The organism is Mesorhizobium sp. M0058, from assembly GCF_040323095.1.
GTDB lineage: Bacteria > Pseudomonadota > Alphaproteobacteria > Rhizobiales > Rhizobiaceae > Mesorhizobium.
The window spans coordinates 1-24,640 of sequence record NZ_JAMYUQ010000024.1; the positions used below are offsets into that span (position 1 = coordinate 1).

At 63.8% G+C, this 24,640-nt stretch carries 22 protein-coding genes and 1 tRNA gene; 7 read left to right on the top strand and 16 right to left on the bottom strand.

From position 1 onward, the window contains the following. Positions 1-126 precede the first annotated feature (126 nt). On the bottom strand, positions 127-1,359 hold the full coding sequence (locus NKJ75_RS29410) for an ABC transporter substrate-binding protein (RefSeq protein ID WP_352500517.1): 1,233 nt from the start codon (positions 1,357-1,359) through the stop codon (positions 127-129). Positions 1,360-1,537: 178 nt separating this feature from the next. On the opposite strand from NKJ75_RS29410, the gene NKJ75_RS29415 reads away from it, so the two are divergent. Genes NKJ75_RS29415 through NKJ75_RS29425 form a run of 3 tightly spaced genes read left to right on the top strand, consistent with a single transcriptional unit; the run spans position 1,538 to position 4,290 of the window. After that, positions 1,538-2,308: an SDR family oxidoreductase gene (locus NKJ75_RS29415; RefSeq protein ID WP_023693222.1), complete on the top strand. Its 771-nt coding sequence runs from the start codon at positions 1,538-1,540 to the stop codon at positions 2,306-2,308. Positions 2,309-2,310: 2 nt separating this feature from the next. Continuing rightward, positions 2,311-3,378 (top strand): ABC transporter ATP-binding protein, encoded by a 1,068-nt coding sequence (locus NKJ75_RS29420; protein ID WP_023693223.1) that lies wholly within the window; start codon positions 2,311-2,313, stop codon positions 3,376-3,378. A gap of 30 nt (positions 3,379-3,408) precedes the next feature. Then, complete coding sequence (locus NKJ75_RS29425; protein WP_352500518.1) at positions 3,409-4,290, top strand: MurR/RpiR family transcriptional regulator; 882 nt, start codon at positions 3,409-3,411, stop codon at positions 4,288-4,290. A gap of 3 nt (positions 4,291-4,293) precedes the next feature. Here NKJ75_RS29425 and NKJ75_RS29430 read toward each other — a convergent pair whose 3' ends face one another. Together NKJ75_RS29430 and NKJ75_RS29435 are read right to left on the bottom strand one after the other, a co-directional pair. Continuing rightward, positions 4,294-4,608 (bottom strand): DUF167 family protein, encoded by a 315-nt coding sequence (locus NKJ75_RS29430; protein WP_023693224.1) that lies wholly within the window; start codon positions 4,606-4,608, stop codon positions 4,294-4,296. 13 nt (positions 4,609-4,621) lie between these two features. Next, positions 4,622-4,912, bottom strand: coding sequence for a YggT family protein (locus tag NKJ75_RS29435; protein ID WP_023668602.1), 291 nt, complete (start codon positions 4,910-4,912; stop codon positions 4,622-4,624). Between the two features lie 148 nt (positions 4,913-5,060). Between NKJ75_RS29435 and NKJ75_RS29440 the strand changes: the two genes are divergently transcribed. Next, positions 5,061-5,136: transfer RNA gene (locus NKJ75_RS29440), tRNA-Ala, on the top strand. 47 nt (positions 5,137-5,183) lie between these two features. Here NKJ75_RS29440 and NKJ75_RS29445 read toward each other — a convergent pair. Together NKJ75_RS29445 and NKJ75_RS29450 are read right to left on the bottom strand one after the other, a co-directional pair. Beyond that, positions 5,184-7,145, bottom strand: coding sequence for an acyltransferase family protein (locus NKJ75_RS29445; RefSeq protein ID WP_352500519.1), 1,962 nt, complete (start codon positions 7,143-7,145; stop codon positions 5,184-5,186). A 103-nt stretch (positions 7,146-7,248) separates the two neighbouring features. Next, positions 7,249-7,857: a TetR/AcrR family transcriptional regulator gene (locus NKJ75_RS29450; protein WP_352500520.1), complete on the bottom strand. Its 609-nt coding sequence runs from the start codon at positions 7,855-7,857 to the stop codon at positions 7,249-7,251. A gap of 107 nt (positions 7,858-7,964) precedes the next feature. On the opposite strand from NKJ75_RS29450, the gene NKJ75_RS29455 reads away from it, so the two are divergent. From NKJ75_RS29455 to NKJ75_RS29465, 3 genes are all read left to right on the top strand, one after another. After that, positions 7,965-8,651 carry a PspA/IM30 family protein gene (locus NKJ75_RS29455; RefSeq protein ID WP_352500521.1) on the top strand — a complete coding sequence of 229 codons (687 nt, stop codon included), beginning with the start codon at positions 7,965-7,967 and terminating at the stop codon, positions 8,649-8,651. Positions 8,652-8,762: 111 nt separating this feature from the next. Beyond that, complete coding sequence (locus tag NKJ75_RS29460) at positions 8,763-9,050, top strand: YiaA/YiaB family inner membrane protein (RefSeq protein ID WP_023726092.1); 288 nt, start codon at positions 8,763-8,765, stop codon at positions 9,048-9,050. A gap of 91 nt (positions 9,051-9,141) precedes the next feature. After that, on the top strand, positions 9,142-12,567 hold the full coding sequence (locus tag NKJ75_RS29465; protein WP_352500522.1) for an acyl-[ACP]--phospholipid O-acyltransferase: 3,426 nt from the start codon (positions 9,142-9,144) through the stop codon (positions 12,565-12,567). A 47-nt stretch (positions 12,568-12,614) separates the two neighbouring features. Here NKJ75_RS29465 and NKJ75_RS29470 read toward each other — a convergent pair whose 3' ends face one another. From NKJ75_RS29470 to exbD, 11 genes are all read right to left on the bottom strand, one after another. Then, entirely contained in the window at positions 12,615-13,826 is a 1,212-nt protein-coding gene (locus NKJ75_RS29470; protein ID WP_023834661.1) for a hypothetical protein, read from the bottom strand. 49 nt (positions 13,827-13,875) lie between these two features. Next, positions 13,876-14,826: a hypothetical protein gene (locus NKJ75_RS29475; RefSeq protein WP_031202896.1), complete on the bottom strand. Its 951-nt coding sequence runs from the start codon at positions 14,824-14,826 to the stop codon at positions 13,876-13,878. A 128-nt stretch (positions 14,827-14,954) separates the two neighbouring features. Then, positions 14,955-16,736: an ABC transporter ATP-binding protein gene (locus NKJ75_RS29480; protein ID WP_023834662.1), complete on the bottom strand. Its 1,782-nt coding sequence runs from the start codon at positions 16,734-16,736 to the stop codon at positions 14,955-14,957. A 187-nt stretch (positions 16,737-16,923) separates the two neighbouring features. After that, positions 16,924-17,868, bottom strand: coding sequence for an acetamidase/formamidase family protein (locus tag NKJ75_RS29485; RefSeq protein ID WP_023668593.1), 945 nt, complete (start codon positions 17,866-17,868; stop codon positions 16,924-16,926). Continuing rightward, the gene (locus NKJ75_RS29490; RefSeq protein ID WP_444849001.1) at positions 17,858-19,453 is read right to left on the bottom strand and encodes an ABC transporter substrate-binding protein; all 1,596 of its coding nucleotides are present in this window, start codon (positions 19,451-19,453) and stop codon (positions 17,858-17,860) included. Before NKJ75_RS29490 ends, NKJ75_RS29485 begins: the two co-directional genes overlap by 11 nt. Positions 19,454-19,529: 76 nt before the next feature. Next, complete coding sequence (locus tag NKJ75_RS29495) at positions 19,530-20,450, bottom strand: ABC transporter permease (protein WP_023698726.1); 921 nt, start codon at positions 20,448-20,450, stop codon at positions 19,530-19,532. A 13-nt stretch (positions 20,451-20,463) separates the two neighbouring features. Next, on the bottom strand, positions 20,464-21,366 hold the full coding sequence (locus tag NKJ75_RS29500; protein WP_023668590.1) for an ABC transporter permease: 903 nt from the start codon (positions 21,364-21,366) through the stop codon (positions 20,464-20,466). Then, positions 21,344-21,958 carry an ANTAR domain-containing response regulator gene (locus NKJ75_RS29505; protein WP_352500523.1) on the bottom strand — a complete coding sequence of 205 codons (615 nt, stop codon included), beginning with the start codon at positions 21,956-21,958 and terminating at the stop codon, positions 21,344-21,346. The genes NKJ75_RS29500 and NKJ75_RS29505 overlap by 23 nt, the downstream gene beginning before the upstream one ends. After that, complete coding sequence (locus NKJ75_RS29510; protein WP_352500524.1) at positions 21,955-23,049, bottom strand: transporter substrate-binding protein; 1,095 nt, start codon at positions 23,047-23,049, stop codon at positions 21,955-21,957. Before NKJ75_RS29510 ends, NKJ75_RS29505 begins: the two co-directional genes overlap by 4 nt. Positions 23,050-23,220: 171 nt before the next feature. After that, positions 23,221-24,180 (bottom strand): energy transducer TonB, encoded by a 960-nt coding sequence (locus NKJ75_RS29515; protein ID WP_352500525.1) that lies wholly within the window; start codon positions 24,178-24,180, stop codon positions 23,221-23,223. After that, positions 24,177-24,635 carry a TonB system transport protein ExbD gene (gene exbD / locus NKJ75_RS29520; protein WP_023726082.1) on the bottom strand — a complete coding sequence of 153 codons (459 nt, stop codon included), beginning with the start codon at positions 24,633-24,635 and terminating at the stop codon, positions 24,177-24,179. Before exbD ends, NKJ75_RS29515 begins: the two co-directional genes overlap by 4 nt. Positions 24,636-24,640: the final 5 nt, after the last annotated feature.

Here is a 24,640-nt window from a genome sequence, read left to right on the forward strand (position 1 = left end):
CAATCCTCTTTTTGGGGGGTGGGGGGGGGGCGGTTTTTTTTTTTTCCCCCCCCCCCCCCCCCCCCGCGTGTTTTTTTGTGGGGGGGCCCCCCGGGGGGGGCCCCCCCGGGCGCAGGGAGATACGCCCTATTTCTTGATCACGGCGTTGGCCTTGGCAGCCGCTTCCTTCAAGCCTGCCTCGGGGTCGCCGCCGAGATAGATCTTCTGCATCGCATCCGATGTGATCTGGGCGACTTCTTCCCAGCCCGGGATGACCGGCGCAAAGCGGGCGTCAGGCAGCAGCGCGGTGAACGCTGCCAGATCGGCATTGTTGACGTAATAGTCCATCTTGGCCTCCTCCTTGTTCACCGGCAGGAAGCCTTCCCCTTGCGTGAACTTGGCGCGCTGTTCGGTTGTGAACAGGAAGTCGAGCAGCTTCCAGGCCTCATCCTTGTTCTTGGAATTCTTGAACATGATGATGGAATCGGTGACGCCGTACGTGCCGCGCGCGCCGGTCGGTCCGGCGGGGATAGCGGCCACGCCGTATTTCAGGTTCGGCGCCTCGTCCTTGATCTGGTTGGACAGGAAGGGCGCGGTGATCATCATGCCGACCTTGCCCTGCTTGAACAGGTTCTGGACGTCCTCGCGGTTGTTGGAGGTGACGCCGGGTTCCGTCAGGCCTTCGTCGATCATCGACTTGTAAAGCTTGGCGGCTTCGAGCGCGCCCGGCGTGCCGAGGCCCGACGTGCCGTCCTTGTTGAGGATCTCGGTGCCTTGCGACCACATCGCATAATAGTAATAGACGTCGGTCTCGATCTCCTTGCCCTGCAGGCCGAAGCCGAACGTGCCGGTGCCCAGTGCCTTGATCTTGCGCGCATCCTCCTGCAGCTCGGTCCAGGTTGCCGGCGGGTTGGCGATTCCGGCCTTCTCGAACAATTCCTTGTTGTAGTACATGGCGCGCGCCGAGGCCGCGATCGGCAGGCCGTAGGTCTTGCCCTCCATGATCGAGGGCGACAGGAAGGTGTCGATGAAGCGGTCCTTGAACTCCGGCTTGATATAGCCGTCGAGCGGCTCGGCGACATCCTGCTGGACGAAATCGATCAGCCAGCGGGTGCCGATGATCGACAGGTCGGCATTGGTGCCGGCCGTGATGTCGGTGGTCAGCTTCTGCAGCAGCACGTCCCACGGCACAACTTCGAACTTGACGGTGATACCCGGGTTGGCTGCCTCGAATTCCTTTTTCACCGCTTCGAAATACGGGCCGGTCTTGGCGCTGTATTCGGCGACGGTGACGCGCACCTCGCCGGCGTCTGCCTGCGCCGTCAGCGCCAGCAGGCTCATTCCGGCCATCAGGCCGACAGTCCATTTTGCAAGCTTCATTCGATCTCTCCCATTTGATTGGCGCCTGCGCTCTTGCGGCTTTCAGGCGGCCAAGGCTTTATGTGACTTTCCTACATTATCCTTCATTTCACGCCGTGCAAGCGGATTATCCTGTTGCTTAATTACATTTCTTAAAATAGCGTTTTCCGACTATGTAGATCCCAAGGAGGCGCGCAGCGTGGTTTCAAAGGCCGAATTCGCAGGCAAGACCGTGCTGGTGACCGGCGCCGGCGGCGGCCTAGGCTCCGCCATCGTGGCGCTGCTGGCCGAACGTGGCGCGCGCGTCGTCGGCTGCGACCAGTCGCAAGACCAGCTCGGCAGTCCGCATCTGGCGTCGCGCCACGTCTTCGACCTTCTCGACCGGATCTCCACCGATGCCGCGATCACGGCGATCCTCGAGAAAGACGGCGTGCCCGACATCTTGATCAACAATGCCGGCTGGACGCGCGCCGAGACTCTTGCAGCGCTGACCCCCGACAAGATCACGCATGAGCTCGACCTCAATCTGACCGGGGTGATGCTGTTCGCCGATCCGCTGATCAAGGCGATGGCCGCGCACGGTTCGGGCAGCGTCGTCTTCATCTCTTCCGTCAACGCCATCGCCCATTTCGGCAACCCGGCCTATGCCGCGGCCAAGGCCGGCATCAATGCCTATGCCAAATCGGTCGCTGTGGAACTCGGCCGCAACGGGCTGCGCGCCAATGTCGTCTGCCCCGGCTCGATCCGCACCGCCGCATGGGACCATCGGCTGGCCAAGAACCCGGATGTTCTCGGCAAGCTCAAGCGGCTCTATCCGCTCGGCCGCATCGTCGACGCCACGGAAGTGGCCGAAGCGGTGGCCTTCCTTGTTTCGGATCGCGCATCGGGGATAACCGGCGCGGTGGTGCCGGTCGACGCCGGACTGACCGCCGGCTTCCTGCCCTTCATCGACGACATATTGGGAGCCTGACCATGACCGATGTCGAGTTCCGCGACCTGTCGAAATCCTTCGGACGCCATAAGATCCTCGAAAACATCAGCCTCGACATCAAGAGCGGCGAGTTCGTCGTGCTGGTCGGCCCTTCCGGCTGCGGCAAGTCGACCTTGCTGCGCATGCTGGCCGGGCTGGAGCCGATCACCTCAGGCGACCTCTTGATCGGCGGCGTGCGCGCCAACGATTTGCCGCCACAGCAGCGTAACATCGCGATGGTCTTCCAGTCCTACGCGCTGTTTCCGCACCTGAAAGCGGCCGACAACATCGGCTTTGGCCCAAAGATCCGCGGCGAAAGCCGCACGGCAATCGACGCCAAGGTGAAAAAGGCCTCTGGCGTCCTCAACCTGTTCTCCTATCTCGACCGCTATCCCCGGGAACTGTCGGGCGGCCAGCGCCAGCGCGTCGCAATGGGCCGCGCCATCGTGCGCGAACCCTCGGTGTTCCTGTTCGACGAGCCGCTCAGCAATCTCGACGCGCAACTGCGCGTGCAGATGCGCACCGAGATCAAGGCGCTGCACCAGCGGCTGAAATCGACCATCGTCTATGTCACCCACGACCAGATCGAGGCCATGACCATGGCCGACCGCATCGTGGTGATGGACCACGGCAAGATCCAGCAGGTCGGCGCACCGCTGGAACTCTACGACCGTCCCGCCAACAAATTCGTCGCCTCATTCATCGGCTCGCCGTCGATGAGTTTTGTCTCCGGCGCCCTGAAGACGACGCCCGAGAAAAGCTGGTTCGAATCGGCCGGCGGAGGGCGACTGGCGCTCGGCAGCAAGACGGTGCCGGCTGGCAGCACGGTCGAGGCCGGCATACGGCCCGAACACTTCGTCATCGGCGAGGCTGTCGACGCGATGGCGATCAAGGTCGATGTCGTCGAGCCGACCGGCTCGGAAACCCATGTCTATGGCGCCATCGGTGCCGACACGGTGCGCGCCGTATTCCGCGACCGGGTTCAGGTCAAGCCCGGCGAAATGCTGCCGGTCTCCGTCGCGCCGGGCAACATTCATCTGTTCGACACGGCAACAGGCCTGCCGCTATGAAGGCAGCGCTATGAAGACGAAACCTCTGAAATGAAAACGCCGGCCGACATCATCACGCGGCTGCAACTGATGTCGCAGGACGGCACCAAATCGGACCGCCGCCTGGCCGGCCTCGTGCTGACCGATCTCGACTTCGCCTCCAAGGCGGCAATCTCCGAGATTGCCGCGCGCGTCGGCGTCAGCGAGCCGACAGTCACCCGCTTCTGCCGCAATCTCGGCTGCGAGGGTCTGCGCGACTTCAAATTCTACCTGGCGCAGGCGATCGCCATTGGCGGCCAGTATTTATCGCCCGAACCGCTGAACCGGGACGCGCGCGAGCAGCGCATTGCGTCGGCCATCACCGAAGCGGCAATCGCCGCCATCCAGCGCGCCAGCGAAAACCTCGACATGAAGACGCTGGTGGGCGTGGCCGCGCGCATCGTCAGTTCGGGCAATGTGCTGTGCATCGGCTCCGGCGGCATTTCCTCGATGATGGCGACCGAGATGCAGAACCGGCTGTTTAGGCTGGGCGTGCCGGTGCTGGCGCAGGTCGACGGGCAGTTGCAGCGCATGTATGCCGCGGTCGCCACATCGGAGACGACGTTGATCGCGTTCTCGGTGTCCGGCTATGCGCGATCGGTCATCGACGCCGTGCAGGTCGCCCAGCAATATGGCGCCACCACCATCGCCGTAACCCCGCCGGAATCAGCGCTCGCCAAGGCCGCCGATACCGTCATCCAGTTCCAGTCGCTGGAGGACGGCAACATCTACAAGCCGACCTCGTCGCGCTATGCTCTGCTGTCGATCGTCGACATGATCGTCACCTCCGTGGCCGAGACGCGCGGACCCAGGGTTCTCGAAAACCTGCGCCGCATCAAGCAGAGCGTGAACACGCTGAAGGTCGACGATCCGAAGCTGCCGCTGGGGGACTGAGGATTATTCGGCGGCCAGTGCCTCGATGCTCTTCACCAGCGTCGATGGTTCGCCAACCACACGCACCGTCTTCAGCCGCGCCGTGCCGCCTGCAATGACCGACACGACCGATGCCGGAACGCCCAGCGCCTTGGCCACCAGCCGTTCCAGCGCCGCATTGGCCGCGCCATTCTCCGGCACGGCGCGCACGCGCGCCTTCAAATGGCTGCGCCCGTCGGCCGATACCTCGGCGCCTTCGAGCCTGTCCACCGAAGACTTCGGCGTCAGCCGGATAAACAGGTCGATGCCGTCAGCGCGCAAGCGGAATGGCGCGTTCATGCCATCGTCGGGTTCACAGGACCAGCGGCGCTATCGTGGTGAGAATGAGCTGCCTGAGGAAGAACAGGAGCAGAAGCAGGATGATCGGCGAGATGTCGACGCCGCCAAGGTCGGGCATGAACCGACGGATTGGACGCAGCGCCGGCTCGGTCAGCCGGTAGAGCATGTTGCCGATGCTGCCGACGAACTGATTGCGCGAGTTGACGACGTTGAACGCATAGAGCCAGGAAAAGATCGCCGAGGCGATGATGACCCACCAGTACAGGTCCAGCGCCATGACGATTGTTTGAATGAGGGCTAGCATGCCGGTCTCCGATTGTTGCCGACATGTAGCCATTGAGCGCGAAACCGGCAAGGGCCGGTCGCCTACAAGCATCGGGCACAAGGGATTTCGGCAAAACCCCGCCTTGACAGGAAACCGCAGCCTTCGATAAATGCGCCATCCGCTGGACGGGGCTGTAGCTCAGCTGGGAGAGCGCGTCGTTCGCAATGACGAGGTCAGGAGTTCGATCCTCCTCAGCTCCACCAGCGGAATTTTCCTGCCTGTCGACACATCTAAGTTCCGAGACGTCTCGTCAAAGCCCCGCCTTCGCTGCGAGATAGGGCGCCAGGGCAAGCGAGTAGCTGGCGGTCAGATGATGACTGTCCCGCCAGACGATGATGTTGCCGACAACTGCCGCGCATAGTTGCGGCCCGCAAATGGCATCGAGCATATCGATGGCGCGCACATTTTTCTGTCCTTCCGCGGCCAGCGCCAACACGTTGCTCCGCTCAATATCGCTCAGTTTGGTGACGCATTTCGTTGGGGTCGAACTCAGGCATTCGCCCGGGTCGAATTTCATATAGGGCGTGTTGCGGATGGCAACGATTTGCGAGCCGGCGTCCGTCAGCCCGCCCCAGAGACTTCGCAGCCCCTCGATCATCACGTCTTGCTGAACCGCTCCGTAATTGGACTGGCTGGTGAAGATCAGATCCGGTTTCAGCTTTAGGATCTCGGCCAGCACCTTTTCGTGCCACTGCGCGCATAAGACGTTGGGTTTGCCATCCGCCGTGATGGCCACGCGGGTGAATGGGCAGGCGGATTTTGTAAAGGTAACCAGTTTGAAGTTGCGGTCCTTTGCGATCTTGTCCAGTGCCGGCACCCACTGGGCTGCATGAGAATCTCCCACCAGAACCATTGTTTTCGCACCCGTGGGATCGCCTAGAGAGCATCGTTTGGGCTCCGAGCTTTCCTCCTGGTGGCACTTCCTTGCATACACGACCGGCACGTCCCGCCTCAGCCGGGCCAGCGGCGGCAGAAGGTTCACACCGTCCGGGACCACGGCGCCGGAGAGAAGAGCGGCGGGCCCAGGGTAGGAAGGCGTGCCGATCAGCGCGGTGTCGATGCGTTCGGTCTTCAGAAAGAGCAGCAGGCTGCCGGATGCGGCCACGCATGTGAGAACCGCCGCGGTGCCGTATCCCAGCGGCTTCCACCAGGCGCCGCCCCGGGCTTGCCGGTAGCGCTGCTCAACATATCGATAGGACAGATCCGATAGAAGCAGGGTCGCCGCAATCAGGCCGAAACCGCCGGCAAGGGTCAGCGAATGACCCTGCGCCTGGAAGATGGTGATCAGCGGCCAATGCCATAGATAGACCGAGTAGGAGCGATCGCCGACGAAACGAAGTGGCAAGGAATCGAGCCCACGAAACCGGCCGACATCAACCTCGCCAGCCAGGATGACAAGCACGGTGGCCAAGGTCGGCAACAACGCACTGACGCCGGGAAATGGAGTTGCAGCGGAAAACAGCAAGGCGGACGCAACGATGCCCAGGATGCCGGCGATCGCCAGCCACTGTCTAGTGAGTGCCGCCAGTCGAAACTGGTGTTCGGTCAGCACCAGCAGACCACCCAGCGCCAATTCCCACAGGCGGGTATGGCTGACGAAATAGGCCTGGGCCGGATCCGTCGCCGTCAAAACGACAGAGGCAACAAGTGATGCCGCGAAAATGACCGACAACGCCCCGATCAAGCAGGCCCTCAGCGGAAGGTCACGGCGGCGCGCCAGCCAGATCACGCCGATCATCACCAACGGCCAGGCGATGTAGAACTGCTCTTCGATGGAAAGCGACCAGTAGTGTTGCACCGGGCTCGGCAAGGTGTCGGCCTCGAGATAGCTGACCGCAATCGAGGCCAGCCGCCAGTTCTCGACATAAAGAGCGCTCGCCACGATCTGGTTGCCTATTTCCTCCCAGCGCGCCTTTGAGATGAAAAGCAGCGTGCCCAGCAATGCGACCAGCAGCACCAGGGTTGCTGCCGGCAACAACCGTCGCACCCGTCGCGAGTAGAATTCGATCAGTGAAATCCGGCCGCCGCGCAGCGCCATCTGCGCCAGCAGGCCCGTGATCAGATAGCCAGAGATGACGAAAAAGACGTCGACGCCGACATATCCGCCAGGCAGCACATCCGGCCATATGTGATAGACCACGACAAGCGCGACCGCCAAGCCGCGCAGCCCCTGTATTTCGGGTCGAAACCGACGGTTCTGATCGATTGTCACCGGATATCCCCAACAGTCTCAGCCGGCCTGGATCAACCGGCGAGTCCCCGCCACGATCTTCATAAGGGCAGAGTGCCGTGAAGCAAGAGCCGATCGCAGCAGCTCATTCTCTTTCCGCCTTCAGCCCGCTCACCAGCGTGTCGACGAAACCCAGCAGCTCACTTTCGAGATCGGTGGACGCCAGGCCAATGAAACGGTCTTCGAGCGAGATGGCGACGATCCCATGCACGGCGGAGAACAGCGTGCGCGCGCGGGCCAAAAGCTCCGGCGTTGCCGCCGCCGGGAGCAGCTGGGCCAGCGGCTCAACCAGATGCTGGACCAGCACCGCATGTTCGGCCAGATGCCATTCGGGCACCGCCACGCCTGGCGCCATACGGTGCTCGAACAGCGCCTTCCACGCCATGCGGTTGTCGCGGGCGAAGCCGAGATAGGCCTTGGCCAGCGCCTTCAGCCTTGCCCTAGGCTCGGCGACGCCGGTCGCCTCCTGATCCAACGCCGCCCCAAGTCTTGCCAGCGTGATCGAATTGACGTGCAGGATGAGCTCGTCGAGGTCTGCGAAGGCGGTGTAGAGCGCACCGAGCGCGCAGCCGGCATCGGCCGTGATGTCGCGCGCACGCAGACCGGCGAGCCCCGAGGACTGGATGCGCGCTTGCGCGGCCTCAATCAGCCTGCCTTTGAGGTCCTCGCGTTTGGCGTCCCGTTTTGCGGCCATTAACCTTCTCTTATGCGCAATCATGAACACCGTTCATTTTCTCCTTGAACGCCGTTCACAATGTGCTACTTTGCCTCGTGAACAACGTTCATAGAGGAGAAACGGAAATGTTGAAACAGTTTTTTGCTCTCGTTCGCGGCCGAAGCTACGAAGCCGCCGAGGCGGTCGTCGACCGCAACGCGCTGATAATCCTGCGCCAGCAGATCCGCGATTGCGCCGACGCTATCGCGGCCGCCCGCCGCGCGGTTGCAATTGCCATCGCCCAGAACGAACAGGAAGTCGCGCAGTTCAAGAAGCTTGTCCTCCGCATCGACGATTTGGAGAAGCGCACGACCGCCGCGATCGAGCAGGGACAGAATGAACTGGCCCGCGAAGCCGCCGAAACCATCGCCATGCTGGAAGCCGAACGCGACGCCTCCGCCGAGGCGCAGAAAAGCTTCGGCACCGAGATCGAGCGTCTCAAGCGGATTATCCGCGTCTCCGAAATGCGCCTGCGCGAATTGCAGCGCGGCCAGCGCATCGTTGCCGCGGTCGACTCGACCCAGCGCCTGCGAGAAAGCGCGCCCGGCTCCAGCCTGTCGGCGCTCAGGGACGCCGAGGAGACGCTGCTGCGCCTGCGCACCAGGCAAAAGCAGATCGACGCCACCGCGGCCGCCATGGCCGAGATGGAACAGTCGGGCGATCCTGCCGCGGTCTCAGAGAAGCTTGCGGCCGCCGGCTGCGGCGGGCCGCTGAGAAGCAGCGCCGACGCCGTGCTCGAACGGCTCACGAAGACCATGACCAAGCCGGCCTGATCGTACCCGGCCTGATTGTTATCCAGTCTGATTGTATCCGGCCTGATTGTATCCAGCCTGAAACAGACCCACGCCCAACCAACCTAACCTTGAAACGAAAGGACCATATCGATGACCCCGAACACCTATTCCCCCAAGGACTCAAGCGCCTGGAAGACCTTCACCATGGCCAGTTTCGCCGTTGCCACCACAATGATGGCCGGCGGCATCTACTTCATGGAGGCGAGCTTCGCCGCCAAGGGGTTTTACGCCATGGCCGCCATCATGCTCGTGCACACCTCGATCACCATCACCAAGACGCTGCGCGACTCGGAAGAGGCAAGCCGCTTCATCAACCGGCTGGAAGACGCCAAGACCGAGAAGTTGCTGATGGAAGTCAGCCGCAGTAACGAAGTGTAACCGGGTTCCCGCTAAACAAGGCTCAACGCGCAAGACCGCTGATCAATCCAGCCAGGATTTTAATCGGTCTTGCCCAATGGAAGTCGCCGCTATGGAAATCGCCCCGATCAACCGACCGACAGCTCATCTGATGACGTCCAGGCGCTTTGCGCCCTTGTTCTGGACGCAGTTCCTGTCCGCCTTCAACGATAATTTCCTCAAGAACACGCTGGTGTTCCTTATTCTGTTCACGCTGGCGGCGGACCAGGCGGCATCACTGGTCACCTTGGCGGGCGCCGTCTTCATGGCCCCCTTCCTGCTCCTGTCGGCGCTCGGCGGCGAGCTCGCCGACCGCTTCGACAAGGCTCTCATAGCCAAGCGTCTGAAATTCGCCGAGATCGCGGCGGCGGGTGTCTCCGTCGTCGGCATCGCCCTGTCGTCCATTCCCGTGCTGATGACGGCGCTGTTGATGTTCGGCGTTGTCTCGGCGCTGTTCGGACCGATCAAATACGGCATCCTGCCCGATCACCTCGAACGCAAGGAACTGCCCAAGGCCAACGCCTGGATCGAGTCAGCTACGTTTGCCGCGATTCTCGGCGGCACCATAGCCGGCGGCGTCGTTTCCGCCGATGGCATCGGTGTCGCGGTGTTCGGACCGATCATGATGGCGCTCGCCGTCGGTTGCTGGCTCGTCAGCCGCTACATCCCGTCGACCGGTTCGGCGGCGCCCGACCTTGTCATCGACAAGAACATCTTCCGCTCGACCTGGCGCCAGGTCGCCGAATTGCGCACCGACACGCGCATCTGGCGCGCCGGCCTGATGACGTCGTGGTTCTGGCTGATCGGCGCCATCGTGCTCTCGCTCCTGCCGGTGCTGATCAAGGATTCGCTCGGCGGCAACGAAATGGCCGTCACCGTCTACCTCGCCGTGTTCGCCGTCTCGATCGCCATCGGTTCGGCCATCGCCGCCTGGATGTCGCAGGGCCGCATCGTGCTGTTGCCGGCACCGGTCGGCACGGCGCTGCTCGCCCTGTTCGGCCTGCATCTCGCCTGGACCATCTCCGGCATGACGCCGTCGCCCCAGGCGGAAACCCTTCGCGCGTTCTTCGCCGGCCCAAACACGGTCCGCGTCGCCATCGACCTCGCCGGCATGGCCATTGCAGCCGCTTTCCTGGTGGTGCCGACCTTCGCCGCCGTGCAGGCCTGGTCGCCCGAAGCGCGGCGCGCCCGGGTTGTCGCCGCCGTCAGTATCGTCAATGCCGGCTTCATGACTGGCGGCGGCATCATCATGGCCCTGATCCAGACAAAGGTCTCGACCGGCGGCATCCTGTTCGGCCTCGCCGCGGCCAATGCGATTGCCGCCTGGCTGATGCTGAAATATTTGCCGACGAACCCCTTCCGTGACTTCGTCTCCATCCTGTTCCGCGCTTTCCTGCGCCTCGAAGTCGAGGGCATGGAAAACCTGAAAGCCGCCGGCAAGGCGCCGATCCTGGCGCTCAACCATGTCAGCTTCCTCGACGGTCCGCTCGCCTTGACGCTGACCGATGAGGAGCCGGTCTTCGCCATCGACTACACCATTGCCCAGGCCTGGTGGATGAAGCCGTTCATGAAACTTGCCCGCGCTTTGCCGCTCAACCCGGCCAAGCCGATGTCGACCCGCACGCTGATCAAGATCGTGCAGGGCGGTGACCCGCTGGTGATCTTCCCGGAGGGACGCATCACCGTGACCGGCGGCCTGATGAAGGTCTATGACGGCGCCGCCATGGTTGCCGACAAGACCGGCTCGATGGTTGTGCCGGTGCGCATCGACGGGCTGGAGAAGACCTACTTCTCGCGGCTGAGCTCGCAGCATGTGCGCCGCCGCCTGTTCCCGAAGGTCAAGGTGACCATTCTGGAACCGGTCAAGCTCGAGGTGCCGCAAGAGCTGAAGGGCCGCAAGCGCCGCGCCGCAGCGGGTTCCGCGCTCTACCAGGTGATGTCGGATCTCGTTTTCCGCACCCAGGACATCGACAAGACCGTACTGGAAAAGATCATCGAGACGGCGAACGAACGCGGCATGAAACAGCTCGCAGTTCAGGATCCGGTCACCGGTTCTCTCAGCTACAGCAAGCTGCTCACGGCTGCCGCCGTGCTTGGTGAGAAGTTCCAGAACCTTTATGCCGACCAGCAGACGCTGGGCATCATGCTGCCCAACGCCAACGGCTCTTGCGCGACGCTGCTCGGCGTCATGTCCGCCGGCAAGGTTCCGGCGATGATGAACTTCACCGCAGGTGCTGCCAATATTCTGTCCGCCTGCAAGGCCGCCGAAGTCCGCACCGTGCTGACGTCCCGCGCGTTCGTCGAACAGGCAAAGCTCGGCGCCGTGGTCGAGGAACTCGGTCGCTCGGTCGACATCGTGTGGCTCGACGATCTCAGAAAGACCATCAGTCTCAAGGATAAGCTGCTCGGCTTGCTGCGCAAGTCGACGCCGCGCGCGAAACGCAAGCCCGGCGATGCGGCGGTGATCTTGTTCACCTCGGGTTCGGAAGGCACGCCGAAGGGCGTCGTTCTGAGCCACCGCAACATCCTGGCCAACGCCGCCCAGGCGGCGTCGCGTATCGACTTCCATTCGGGCGACAAGGTGTTCAACGTGCTGCCGATCTTCCACTCCTTCGGCATGACCGCGGGCACGGTGCTGCCGTTGATCTCCGGCGTGCCGGTCTATTTCTACCCCTCGCCGCTGCACTACCGCCTCGTGCCGGAACTGATCTACGGCTCGAACGCGACGATCATCTTCGGCACCGACACCTTCCTCTCCGGCTATGCGCGCACCGCTCACCCCTACGACTTCCGCTCGATACGCTATTGCTTTGCCGGCGCGGAACCGGTCAAGACAGCGACGCGCATGACCTATATGGAGAAGTTCGGCCTACGCATCCTCGAGGGCTACGGCGTCACCGAGACGGCGCCGGTGATCTCCATCAACACGCCGATGTACAATCGCTCCGGAACCGTCGGCAAGATCATGCCCGGCATGGAATACCGCCTCGATCCGGTCCCCGGCGTCGACGAAGGCGGCCGGCTGTTCGTGCGCGGCCCCAATGTCATGGCCGGTTATCTCCGGGCCGAGAAGCCCGGCGTGCTCGAACCGCTGGAGGACGGCTGGCATGATACGGGCGACGTCGTCGCTATCGACGAAGGCGGCTTCATCACCATTCGCGGCCGCGCCAAGCGCTTCGCCAAGATCGGCGGCGAGATGATCTCGCTGGCCGCTGTCGAAGCGCTGGCCGGCGAATTGTGGAAGGGCTCGCTGTCGGCGGTCGCCACGGTGCCCGACGCGCGCAAGGGCGAAAAGCTGATCCTCATCACCGAGGCACCCGGCGCCACACGAGCGGAATTCCTCGCCTACGCCAAGGCCAACGGCGCCATGGACCTGATGGTCCCGGCCGAAGTGCGGGTGGTCTCAAAGGTACCGGTCCTTGGCTCCGGCAAGCTCGACTTCGCCGCCGTGACAAAAATGGTGCGCGACGAAGAAGCCTTGAAGACCAAGGCCGCCTGACCCGGCTACGGCAACGGGCCGACGCAAGAGCCGGCCCGTTCAGTAGATCAACCCTTCGCATGCCGCTGCGAGATCAGCATCGCCATGCGCTGGACTGCCCGCAGCTCCATTTCCACGCCTGGCGACGATGCCAGCGCCGGCATGTTGAGCGCCACCACGGTCAACGGCTCGAGCGTCGCCAGCAGCACATGGGTCGCCTCATATTTCTCGAACAGCCATGCCAGCTGCTCGCGTATATCCTGGTCGACTGGCGCCCCCGGCTGCGCATCGGCGAGCGAGCGCACGGGCTCCTGCTCCAGTGCACGGGCCAGCACCTTCAGGTCGAAATCGCCGAGGTCCCCTGCCGGCAGGATCAGCGCGCCGTCGACAAGGATATGGCTCTGCAGGCCGCGCAGGAAGCGCGCCGAATCGGTGAGGTCGCCCTCGGCCATATGCTTCAGCAACGAGTCGCGGCGCTTCTCGGCGGTGAGGCTGACGCTGTCATTGTAGATGACTGCCAGCAGCGTCGCCGAAAGCACGATCACCACGCCCTGCACGCTGCCGCGCCAGCCGAGATCGTCGATGCCGCCCAGCGCCAGCCCGGCGAAAACCGAGCTCAGCGTAATCACGGTAAAGGCGCCGATCGTGTCGCGATGGCCGAGGCTGGCGCGCCCGAGGCCGATCGTAAGCCAGCACAGGAACAGGATGGCGATGCCGCCAAGCCGAACCGGCACTTCGAACAGGCCGGGCCGGTAGTCGGTGACCATGAACGGAATGATCAACAGCAGCGACAGCGCCATGCGCTCGACCGTGCGGTTTTCGGCCGCCGACAGGCTGTCGCGATCGCGCGTCATCACCAGCCAGCCGATGGCGAGAAAACCTCCGAACTGGAAGGCAAGTAGTACCGCCATCCGCCATGGCTCGGCAAAGCGTTCCGAGATCGGCGCCAGCAGTAGCAACAGCAGCGCGCCGCCGGCGGCAAAGAACTTTAGCGCAAACGGCGCATGCCGGCGCAACAGCCCCTCGGTCAGCAGCAGTGCGGCCAGCGGCAGCAGGCCCGCCGCCGCGATGGTGACGAAGCGGAAGAGTGCGAGGCCGGTAGTCCAGTCGAGGATTCGGCAGGCGAGCAGCACCGCCAGCACCCGCAAACCGAACAGAAAACGCCGCGACAGCGGATCGCCGGTGTCGCGCCCGCCGACGACCGATATCACGATCAGCAGCCCGAACAGCGCCGCCAGCGAGGTGATGGTGTCGGCCACGAGCGTGCCATCGAGGTTCATCGGTCAGCGCCCATCAGCTCACACCCAGGCATCATCACGGATGAAGCCATCAGCGTGTCCATGGTCTCAGCACATTCCATTGGCGGCTGCTATCCGCCCAGTGTACCACCGGCAAAACCAGCCGCTGCAGCGTGGCCGCCGCACCTGCTACCGCAAGGGCGGCAAGCGAGCCGCGCGGAACCGCGTCGGCGAGATAGGTGCGCGCCGACTGAAAGCTCATCTGTCCGATCTGCAGCACATCATCGCCGCGCGTGTAGTCGAGCTCTTTGTGGCAGAACTCGTTAAAGGTCTCGACGCGGTGCTTGGCCGCCTCGTCGAAGGTCTTCTTCAGATCGTCCGAGCCGCCCGTATAGGCGTTGGTGATGACGAAGCGCTCTTCGTCGAAACCAGCTTCGGGGCCGACACCGAAGACATGGCGATGGCGCGCCATGATCTGCCGCGCCAGAAGCACATGGGTAAGCGAGCGGCGCGCGCCGGCATGCGGTCCTGGGAACACATTGCTGAACGCCTCCGCGACCATGCCGACGACAGCGGGTACCTGGGTGACATTGGAAATCCAGATCGGCCGCAGTTGATTGCGCAAAAACATCAGGAAGCAGGTTAGGCCGTAGAGGATCCAGCTCAGCCCGCGGCTGCGCTCGTCGGGATCGATCATGACCAGACCGAGGTGCAAGACTTCATAGGGCTTGCCGGCGAGCGATATCTCCATCAGCGCCAGCGAGTTGAAGGCGATCGGCTGCCGGTCGCTGCGCCGGTAGACAATGGTGATGATGGAATGTTCCAGCCGGCTGCGGTCGCCGGAAAACACGCCATAGGTCAGGCTGCCGAACTTCAGTGTCTTGGACGCTACCAGCCGCAGATCGCTGCTCAGCTGCTCCAGTTCGGCAGCCTTCATCCAGCGCCCGGGCCGCTCCACGACGCGCGTCTCGTAGTCGGCGGATACGCGCATGCGCACATCCATGAACCGACCCGGCAGCAGCTGCAGAACCGCCTTGAGCACTATTTTTCCCCGTGGCAAGAACGCCGACCGTATAGTGGCCGCCGTCCACCTAAGACGCGGTAAACCCGAGACGGCAGTTCTTGGTTGTACTCAACAAAGTAAAAGAACAGCTGCCAGCCAGTGCGGGCTCAGCTTTCCGCAGCAACCAGATGGCCGCCGCCGACATCGTTCAGCGCCAGCTTCAGCGGCGCCTCGCCGATCCTGCGGGTGGCGCTCGGTATCTCCTGGTCGAGGCGGGCGAAGCGGGTTCTGCGCTTCGCCGGATCGGGCACCGGCACGGCGTCGATCAGCCGCCTGGTGTAGGGATGGCGCGGGTTGGAAAACACCTGGTCGCGCGTGCCCATCTCGACGATCTGGCCGAGATACATGACGGCAACGCGGTCGGAAATATTCTCGACCACCGCCATGTCGTGCGAGATGAAGAGATAGGCGACGCCGAATTCGCGCTGCAATTCCTTCAGGAGATCGAGCACGCGCGCCTGCACCGAAACGTCGAGGGCCGAGACGCTTTCGTCGGCGATGATCAGTTTTGGTCGGAGCGCCAGCGCCCGTGCAATGCAGACGCGCTGGCGCTGGCCGCCGGAGAATTCATGCGGATAGAGCTCCATCTGGGCGGCCGACAGGCCGACGCGCTCGAACAGCGCCGCCACCCGTTCCCGGCGCTCGTCCTGCGAGGCGATGCCATGGATCACCAGCGGCTCGGCGACGAGGTCGCCGACGCGCATGCGCGGATCGAGCGAGGCGAAGGGATCCTGGAAAATCATCTGGACGTCACGGCGCACCGCCTTGCGTTCGTCGCGGCCAAGAACGGAGAGATTGCGCCCGCCAATGACGATGTCGCCGCTATACGGCGCCAGTCCGGCCAGCGCCTTGGCGGTGGTCGACTTGCCGCAGCCGGATTCGCCGACCAGAGCGAGCGTTTCGTTGGGCGCGATCGAGAAGCTGACGCCCTCGACGGCGTGGACGCGGCGGGTGACCTGGCCAAAGATGCCGCCACGCAGATCGAAGCGGACATGCAGGTCGTTGACCTCGGCGACATTGGCCGGTTTCAAGACGTCAATCGCATTCCTGGATTTCTGTCGACCGACACCACTGCCGATGCGCGGCACGGCAGCCAGCAGTTCGCGCGTATAGTCGGCCTGCGGCCGGGCAAAAATATCCGATGTCGTGCCTTCTTCGACCATGCGGCCGTCGCGCATGACGATGACCCGGTCGGCCATTTCGGCAACCACGCCCATATCGTGGGTGATCAGGATGACGCTGGTGCCATGCTGGCGCTGCAGGTCGCGCAACAGCTCCAGCACTTCGCCTTGCACGGTGACGTCGAGCGCCGTCGTCGGCTCATCGGCGATCAGCACGTCGGGCTCGAGCGCCAGCGCCATGGCGATCATCACCCGCTGGCGCATGCCGCCGGAGAGTTCGTGCGGAAACTGCTTTAGCCGGCTTTCCGCCTCCGAAATGCGCACCGCCTTCAACGCCTCGATCGCGCGCTGGCGGGCCTCGGCCCGCGACAGGCTGGTATGCGCCTCGATGGATTCCGTCAGCTGCCGGCCGATCGACAGAACCGGGTTGAGCGAGGTCATCGGCTCCTGGAAGATCATGGCGATGCGGTCGCCGCGAATGCGCCGCATCTGGCGTTCGTCGAGGGTTGCTAGGTCGGTGTCGCCCCGATTCCCATCCCGAAGACGGATCATGCCTGACGATATGCGCGCCGCCGGCTGCGGCAAAAGCTGCATGATCGCCAGCGCGGTCATCGACTTGCCGGAGCCGGATTCGCCGGCAATGCAGAGCGTCTCGCCGCGCGCCAGCGTCAGCGACAGGTTGGAGACGACATCGCGCTCGCCGTCCTCGCCGCGCACGCTGACGGAGAGGTTGGCGATGGAGAGGATGGGGTTGTCGGCGAGGGTCATTGTGGGTGGAGCCCTGCGACGGATTGGTTCCGTCGCACCATTCGCACAAACCTTGGCGCTGACCCCCACCCGGACCTCCGGTCCGACCTCCCCACAAGGGGGAGGTAGGGTGGCAGCGCTTTACCCTCCCCCTTGTGGGGAGGGTCGCTGCGAAGCAGCGGGGTGGGGGTGCAGCGCCGACCTGACATCATTCAAACACGCAACGCGGAAAATAGAACGACACCACCCAATTCGGCATGTCGACGATCTCGCTGATGCGCAGATCACCACACACCGAGGCCAGCATATAGGCCTCGACCGGATCAATCTGGTAACGCCCAGCGAGCAGATCGACCATCTGCGCCACCGCCTCCTTCGCGCCCGCCATCAGATCCGGCCCAATCCCCGTCGTCACCTCGTAACCCTTGGCGTCGAGATGGCGCGTCACCGGGCCCGGCGTGGTGAAGCGCGGCGTCTTCAGCCTGGCGTCCTTGACAAGGTCGAGCTTGAGCACGACGTCCATCGGGCTCTCGATCGCCGTGCCGCAGACCTCGCCATCGCCTTGTGCGGCGTGCGTATCGCCGACCGAGAACAGCGCGCCGGCCACCTCAACCGGCAGATAGAGCGTCGTGCCGGCAGCGAGATCGCGGATGTCGAGATTGCCGCCGACCCGCCGTGGCGGCACCACCGAGTGAAGCCCCATCTCAGCCGGCGCATTGCCGATGGTGCCGGCGAACGGCTTCAGTGGCACGCGCGCGTTTTTCCCGAACAGCGCCGGTTCGAGCGCGGCTGCATCGTATTTCCAGATGTTCAGCGCCGGTTCCGTGAAGTCGTCGGCGAGCAGGCCGAAACCGGGAATGTTCGCCGTCCAACCGAAGCCGGACGGTTTGAACATCTCGATCGTCACCTTGAGCGCGTCACCCGGCTCGGCGCCCTCGACGAAGATCGGCCCGGTCACCGGGTTGACCCCGGCGAAGTCGAGCTTGACGATTTCGGCGACCGTGCTGTCGGCGTTCAGCTGGCCGCCGGCGGCATCGAGGCACTGGAACTCGATGGTCGCGCCGGGCGCCACCCGCTCGGCCGGGACAAAGGAATTGTCCCAGCCGAAATGGTGATGGCGCCCATGGATGGTGTAGTCGCAGCTATTGCACATCTTTTACGTACACATTGTCATAGTTGATCGGGATATGGACCGGGTCGACATAGAGGTTGTCGGCGCCGCCCATTCGGGCGGATTTCATGGTGAAGCGCTGTTCGTTGAAGACCGGCGCCCAGGGCGCGTCTTCCATCACCTTGTCGTAGATGGCGCTCCACATCTTGTCGCGTTCGCCGGCCTTTGCCGGGTCGACCACAGAATCCGCCTCGGCCGCCTTGGCGTCGAGGTCCTTATTGCAGTACCACGACCAGTTCCAGCCGCCCGGCACCGCGCCGGCGCAGCCGAGGATCGGGCCGTAGAAATTCGACGGATCGGGGAAGTCGGCGATCCAGGCCATGCCGCCCGACCAGATCATCGGCGCGCCGGCCTTGTCACCGCCGGCGGCGATGACATTGGCCTGCGCCAGCGACTGGATGCTGGCCTTGATGCCGATGGCCGCCAGGTCCTGCTGGATCGCCTGGGCAATGCGCGGGTTGGGATCGGTGTTCATGGCGAACAGCTGCGTGTCGAAACCATCGGGATGACCGGCCTCGGCCAGCAGCGCCTTGGCCTTGGCTACGTCATAGGGATAACCTTTGTATTCCTTGTCGTAGCCCGGCATCGACGGCGGCAGCGGCTGGTTGGCCGGCACGGCGCGGCCGTTGATGATCTGGATGATGCGCGCCTTGTTGAGCGCCATGTTGACGGCCTGACGCACCTTCACATTGTCGAACGGCGCCATGGTAGTGTTCATGGTGACGTAGCCGGTGTGCAGCTGACCGCCTTCGACGACGCGCGCCTTCTGCTCGGGATCGGCCATCACCTCCTGGAATTTTGCCGGCGGAATGCCGTCGCCGGGCACATCGATCTCGCCCTTCTGCAAGCGCAGCAGCGCCACGATCGGTTCCTGGCCGATCTCGAAGGTGATCTTGTCGAGATGCGGCAGGCCCTTGTGCCAGTAATCCGCATTGCGCTCGAAGACGATGCGTTGGCCGAGTGTCCACTCGGCGAGCTTGAAGGCGCCGGTGCCCACCGGATGCTTGCCGAAATCGGCGCCATATTTCTCGACCTCTTCCTTCGGCACGACATGGGCGAAATTGATGGCCATGACATGCAGGAAGGTGGCGTCGGGCCGGGTCAGCTCGAACTTCACCGTGTAGGGATCGACGACGGTGACGCCGGAAAGGCCTTCGGCCTTGCCGGCGGCGACATCGTCATAGCCCTTGATCGAGCCGAAGAAGCCAGCGCCGGGGCTCTGCGTCTTCGGATTGGTGACGCGGTCAAGCGAATATTTCACGTCGTCGGCCGTCATCTCGCGGCCATTGTGGAATTTCACGCCATGGCGCAGCTTGAAGGTGAAGGTCTGGCCGTCGGGCGAAATCTCGTAGCTTTCGGCGAGGTCGGGCTTCAAATTGGTGGTGCCCGGCTCGTAATCCATCAGCCCATCGAACAGGCTCTTGATCATCGACCAGTTCTGCCAGTCATAGCCGATCGCCGGATCGAGGGTCGCAACATCGTCCTTGTAGGTGATGGTGATGGCGCCGCCTTGCTTGGCGTTGGGATCGACCGTGTCTTCGGCGCGGACGCTTGTCATGCCGAGCATGAGGGCCAAGGCGGATGCCGCGACTGTGGATGCGAGAAACTTTTTCATTGTTGTGTTCCCTTTCTCTGTTTCATTTTCATCTGAGCTTGATGCGGGGATCGATGAACGGCGCGATGATGTCGGCGAGCAGATTGCCGAGCACGATGGCGAAGGCCGACACCAGCGTGACGCCCATGATGATCGGAATGTCGACGCGCTGGATCGCCTGCCACGCCAGCTGACCGATGCCGGGCCAGCCGAACACGCTTTCGACGACGACGATGCCGCCCATGAAGATGCCGATGTCGATGCCGATCATGGCGATGACCGGCAGGATGGCATTCGGCAGTGCGTGGCGGAATATGATGGCGCTGCGCGCCAGGCCCTTGGCCCGCGCCGTGCGGACATAATCCTGGCGCAGGACGTCTATCATCGACGAGCGCATCATGCGCGCATACCAGCCGGCGCCGAGTACGCCCATGGTCAACGACGGCAGCACCAGATGGCGCCATGTGCCGTAGCCGCCGATCGGAAACCAGCTGAGACGCACGGCAAAGACGTAGAGCAGCAACAGGCCGACGACGAATTGCGGCGCCGAGACGCCAACGAAGGAGGCCACCATCAGGGTCTGGTCGGTGGCGGTGCCGCGCTTGACGGCGGCGATCAGCCCCATGGAGAGCCCGATCAGCAACTCGCACAATATGGCGCCCACCATCAAAAGCAGGCTGGCCGGCAGCCGCGAGACGATGAGCTCGGTAACCTCCGAGCGCTGGATGTAGGAGCGGCCGAGATCGCCGCTGAGTAGCTTCGTCAGATAGTGCCAATACTGGACGACGAAAGGCTGGTCCAGGCCGAGCTGCTGGCGGATGTTTTCCACCGTCTGCGGCGTAGCACTGCGGCCGGCGATCTGCCGCACCGGGTCGGCCGGCAAGAGGTAGAGCAGCGCAAAAGTGATCAGCGAGACGCCAAGCAGGATGAGCAGCGACTGGATCAGCCGGCGGCCGAGATAGGCGATCATGACCGGCCCCCCATTATTCCCGGCCCCTTTGCGTCGGATCGAGGATGTCGCGCAGCGCGTCGCCGATCAGATTGAAGGCCAGCGCCAACGCCAGGATTGCGGCGCCGGGGAAGAACACCAGCCAGGGCGCGGCCTGGAAATAGGTCTGGTTCTCGAAAATGATGTTGCCCCACGACGCGGTCGGCGGCTGCACACCGATGCCGAGGAAGGAAAGCGTCGCCTCGAGCAGAACCGTGGTCGAGATGCCGAGCGTGCCCCAGACGATGATGGTCGGCAGCAGATGCGGCAGGATGTGGCGAAATAGGATGCGCGGCGCACTCGCCCCGATGCTGCGCTCGGCATCGATGAACTCGCGCTCGGCCAGCGATGAGGTCTCGGTGTAGATGACACGCGCCGTCTGCACCCAGTTGACCAGCGCGATGACCATGGCGACGATCCACAGACTCGGCTGAAACACTGCCGCCAGGCAGATGGCGAGCAGCAGCGCCGGGAACGCCATCATCAGATCGGTGAAGCGCATCAGCGCACTGCCGATCCAGCCGCGGAAATAGCCTGCGGTGACGCCCACCAAAGTGCCGATCAAAAGCGCCACGCCATTGGCGACGATGCCGATGATGAGCGAGGTGCGGGCGCCGTAGAGGATGCGGGTCAAGAGGTCACGTCCGAGCAGGTCGGTGCCGAGCCAGTACTGGGCGCTGGGCGGCAGCGGCGAGCCCTCGATGGTCAGGCCGTCGAACATCTGCTCGTTGGGGTCATAGCCGGTCAGCCGGGGCGCCAGCACAGCGCCGGCAAGGACAATGGCGACGATGACCAGGCCGAGCAGCGCGAGGCGGCGTTTCACCAGCCGGCGCCAGACACCGGCGCGCGGTTTTGCCGGCATGCGCACCGGGAGATCAGGCGCGATGGGACTGGTCATCGCCGCCTTCTTCCCCCGTCGCTTCCTCGCTTGTCATTGCCACGATCCGACGCGCGGCATCCTCGACGCTGATCTGCCAGCTCATCGCCAGCGAACGCAGCTGCGTATAGGCGCGCTCGTCGTCGCTGCCTTTCGACAAGGCCGTCACCGCGCGCACGATGGTCTGGCGCTCGGCGACGCGCTGGCGCAGCGACGCTATCTCGCCGGCTAAATGTTTTCGGGCCTCGAAACTCTGTCTCGCGATCAACAGAGCGCTGTAGACGCCGGCATTGCCGACCGGCTTCAGCAGCTGCGCATCGGCCTTGTGCGACAGCGCCCATTCGATACGCCCCGGCGCCTCGGAACCGATCAGCGCCACCAGCGGCATCGGCGCCTCGCCCGGCTTCCACGGGAATTGCTCGTCGAAACCGAGATCGGCATCGAAGAAGACGAAATCGGCGGCGAGAGCTTCCGGCGGCAATTCCGGCCAGCAGTCGATCGTAGCCAGGCCGATGGCCGACAATTGCCTGGTGATGGCCTGCACCGTCGGATGCGGGCGATGCAGGATGAAAGCCCGCGCGCCGCCGAGATTGGGGATGCGCGTCCGGGTCATGACACCACTCTCAGACGCGGACGGCCGAACGTCTTGGCGGGGTCGTAGCGCGACAGATATGGATCCGGCGCGACCTCATCCTCCTGGCTGACGACCTCGAAGAAGCCATCGGCGATCCGGCCGATGATCACCGGCAGCGTCGCGTGCTGGGAGTGGGCGTCGATGGCGATCGGCCCGAGCCGGGTGGAGAAGCGCCGCTCGGCGAAGGCTTTGGAAAATTCCGCCGGGCCGGCATCAGTGTCGCGCGACAGCACGTCGGCCATCACCTGCACCGAGGCATAGGCGGAGGCCTCGAAGGACGAAGCGAAGGCAGCCGGCTGGGGCGCGAAATAGGGCCCGACCGACAGATGCCCTTTCCCTGTATCGCCGATCGCCGGCAACTCGCCTTCCGTGAGGTTGCAGGAGATGACGGGGCAGTTTTCCGGCCTGAATGCCGCATCCTCATCGCCCAGCTCGCGGTAAGCCGCCAGGAAGGCGTAGGATGAGGTGCCGATCAGATTGTTGAGGATGAAGCTCGGCCTCGTCGCCCGGATTTCCGCGATCAGCCGCGACACGTCGGTCTCGCCGATGCGCAGATAGCGCTCGCCCAGCACTTTGCCGCCGGCATCCGCGATCAGGTCGCGCGCCACGCGGTTCATCTCCCAGCCCCAAATGTAGTTCGAGCCGAGCAGGAAGCCGTTGGCGCCGAAACGCGGCACGACATGCGCCATCAGCGGAACCAGATGCTGGTTGGGGCAGGCGTGCATGTAGACGACATGCTCGTTGGCCTCGAACCCTTCATAGGGGCAGGCATACCAGAGCATGCCGGCGGCCTTCTCCAGCACCGGGATGGTTTCCTTGCGGCTCCACGAGGTGACGCAACCGACGACATGGCGCGCGCTGCTGGTCCTGAAAATGTCCTCGCACAAAGTCGCGTAGCGATCGGCATTACTTTGCGGATCGCGCTCTACCGGAACCAGTTCGATGCCATAGCTCCGATCGGCATTGATGTCGGCGATGGCGCGCATGGCGCCCATCCGGCACGCATCGGAGACCAGCTGGTAGCTGCCCGAGCGGGAATACAGGATGCCGATCTCGATACGCCGTTTCAAACCGATCCTCAGAAATGACAATGCCCCGCAGCCAGCGCCGGAGGGCGAGGCATACGAGGCATGTTTGCCGCCCGGCGACCAAGGCCGGTATTTTGCGCTAGCGTATTCGGTCCGGCGGGTCAGTCAAGCGGGAAAGTACGTGGTCATGGGATCGGCCTTGTCCGGCTGCTTCTAGTTCCGCAGCGTGAACATCAAAGGCGCCACGACAGCCGTACCGGCCTTCTCAGGCGGTGGCGCGGGCACCGTCGCACCCTGCAGAATGCCGAGCGCGGCGCGATCGAGATCGGCGTCCCCCGAAGATCGTGTCAGCCGGACGGAGGTCACCTTGCCCGAAGCGCTGACGACGAAGGTCACATTTGCGGTACCCACGGCGCGCCGCGACCTTGCCGCGCTCGGGTAGCGCTTGTGCCGATTGATCCATCCGATCAGCTGGGAGTTCCATTTGCTTGCACTGACTGATGATCCTCTCGATTGCGAAGCCTTCGGCGCCGACGCCTTCGCCGCTGCCTTTTGATCGACACTGGCGGTCACGACCGCTTTCGCCGGCGCGGCCTTTTCCTTCTTCTCTTTCGGTTTCGGCTTGGGTTTTTCGGCAGCCTTCTTCGCCTTCTCGATCGGCTTGGCCTCCACCGGCTTGGTCTCCGCCGGCTTGGTCTGGGGCAGCGGAATGACCACATCCGGCGCTATGGTCGGGACGATGTCGGGCACCACCTCATCCAGCGGCGGCGATTGATCGGGCTGCTCGGCCGCTGCCGTCTCGATCGGAGCGGTCTTATCGAGTTGAGCCGCTTCCCTCTTCTCGGTGACCAGCTCCGGCTTACCGGGCTCGGGCTCCACGACGGGCTTCAGTTCGGCAACCGCCTCCTCGATCTGGTTCGGCGGCTCGGGCGTCACCACGTCGGCCGCTGAGTCCACCCGCACCGCCGGCGCCACCATCATCGGCGACAGCTCGATAGCCACAGCCGGCGGCGGGCCGCCATCGGCCATGTTGGCCAGGCTGAAGCTCTGGACGGCATAGACGAACGCGACATGCGCGCCGACAATGACAATGGCCGCAGCCGCCCACAAGCCAATTTCGCGCACGCCGGCGCGCGGCGGGTCGGCCGCGGGGGCGGCGGCCAGTTGCGTCACGGGGCGGCGCCCGGGTGCGCCGCGGATGCGTCCGCCGGCACCGTCTCCAGCCCCACCAGCGCGATCTTCAGATAACCGGCGCCGCGCAGCAGGTTCATCACCTCCATCAGCTCGCCATAACCGACCGCCTTGTCGGCACGCAGGAAGATGCGGGTCTGCTTGTCGCCCTTGGTTCTGCCGTCGAGCACCGCGGCGAAAGCCTGGCGCGGCACGCTGTCATTGCCGATCGCCAGCGTCAGATCGTCCTTCAGCGTCAGGAACAGCGGCGTTTCCGGCCGGGGTGCTGGCGTCGCCGTCGAACCCGGCAGATCGACATTGACGTCGACTGTCGCCAAGGGGGCAGCGACCATGAAGATGATCAGCAGCACCAGGATGACGTCGATGAACGGGGTGACATTGATCTCGTGGTTTTCTTCGAGATCGCCATCGATAGCCTCGCGAATTCTAGCCGCCATGGCCC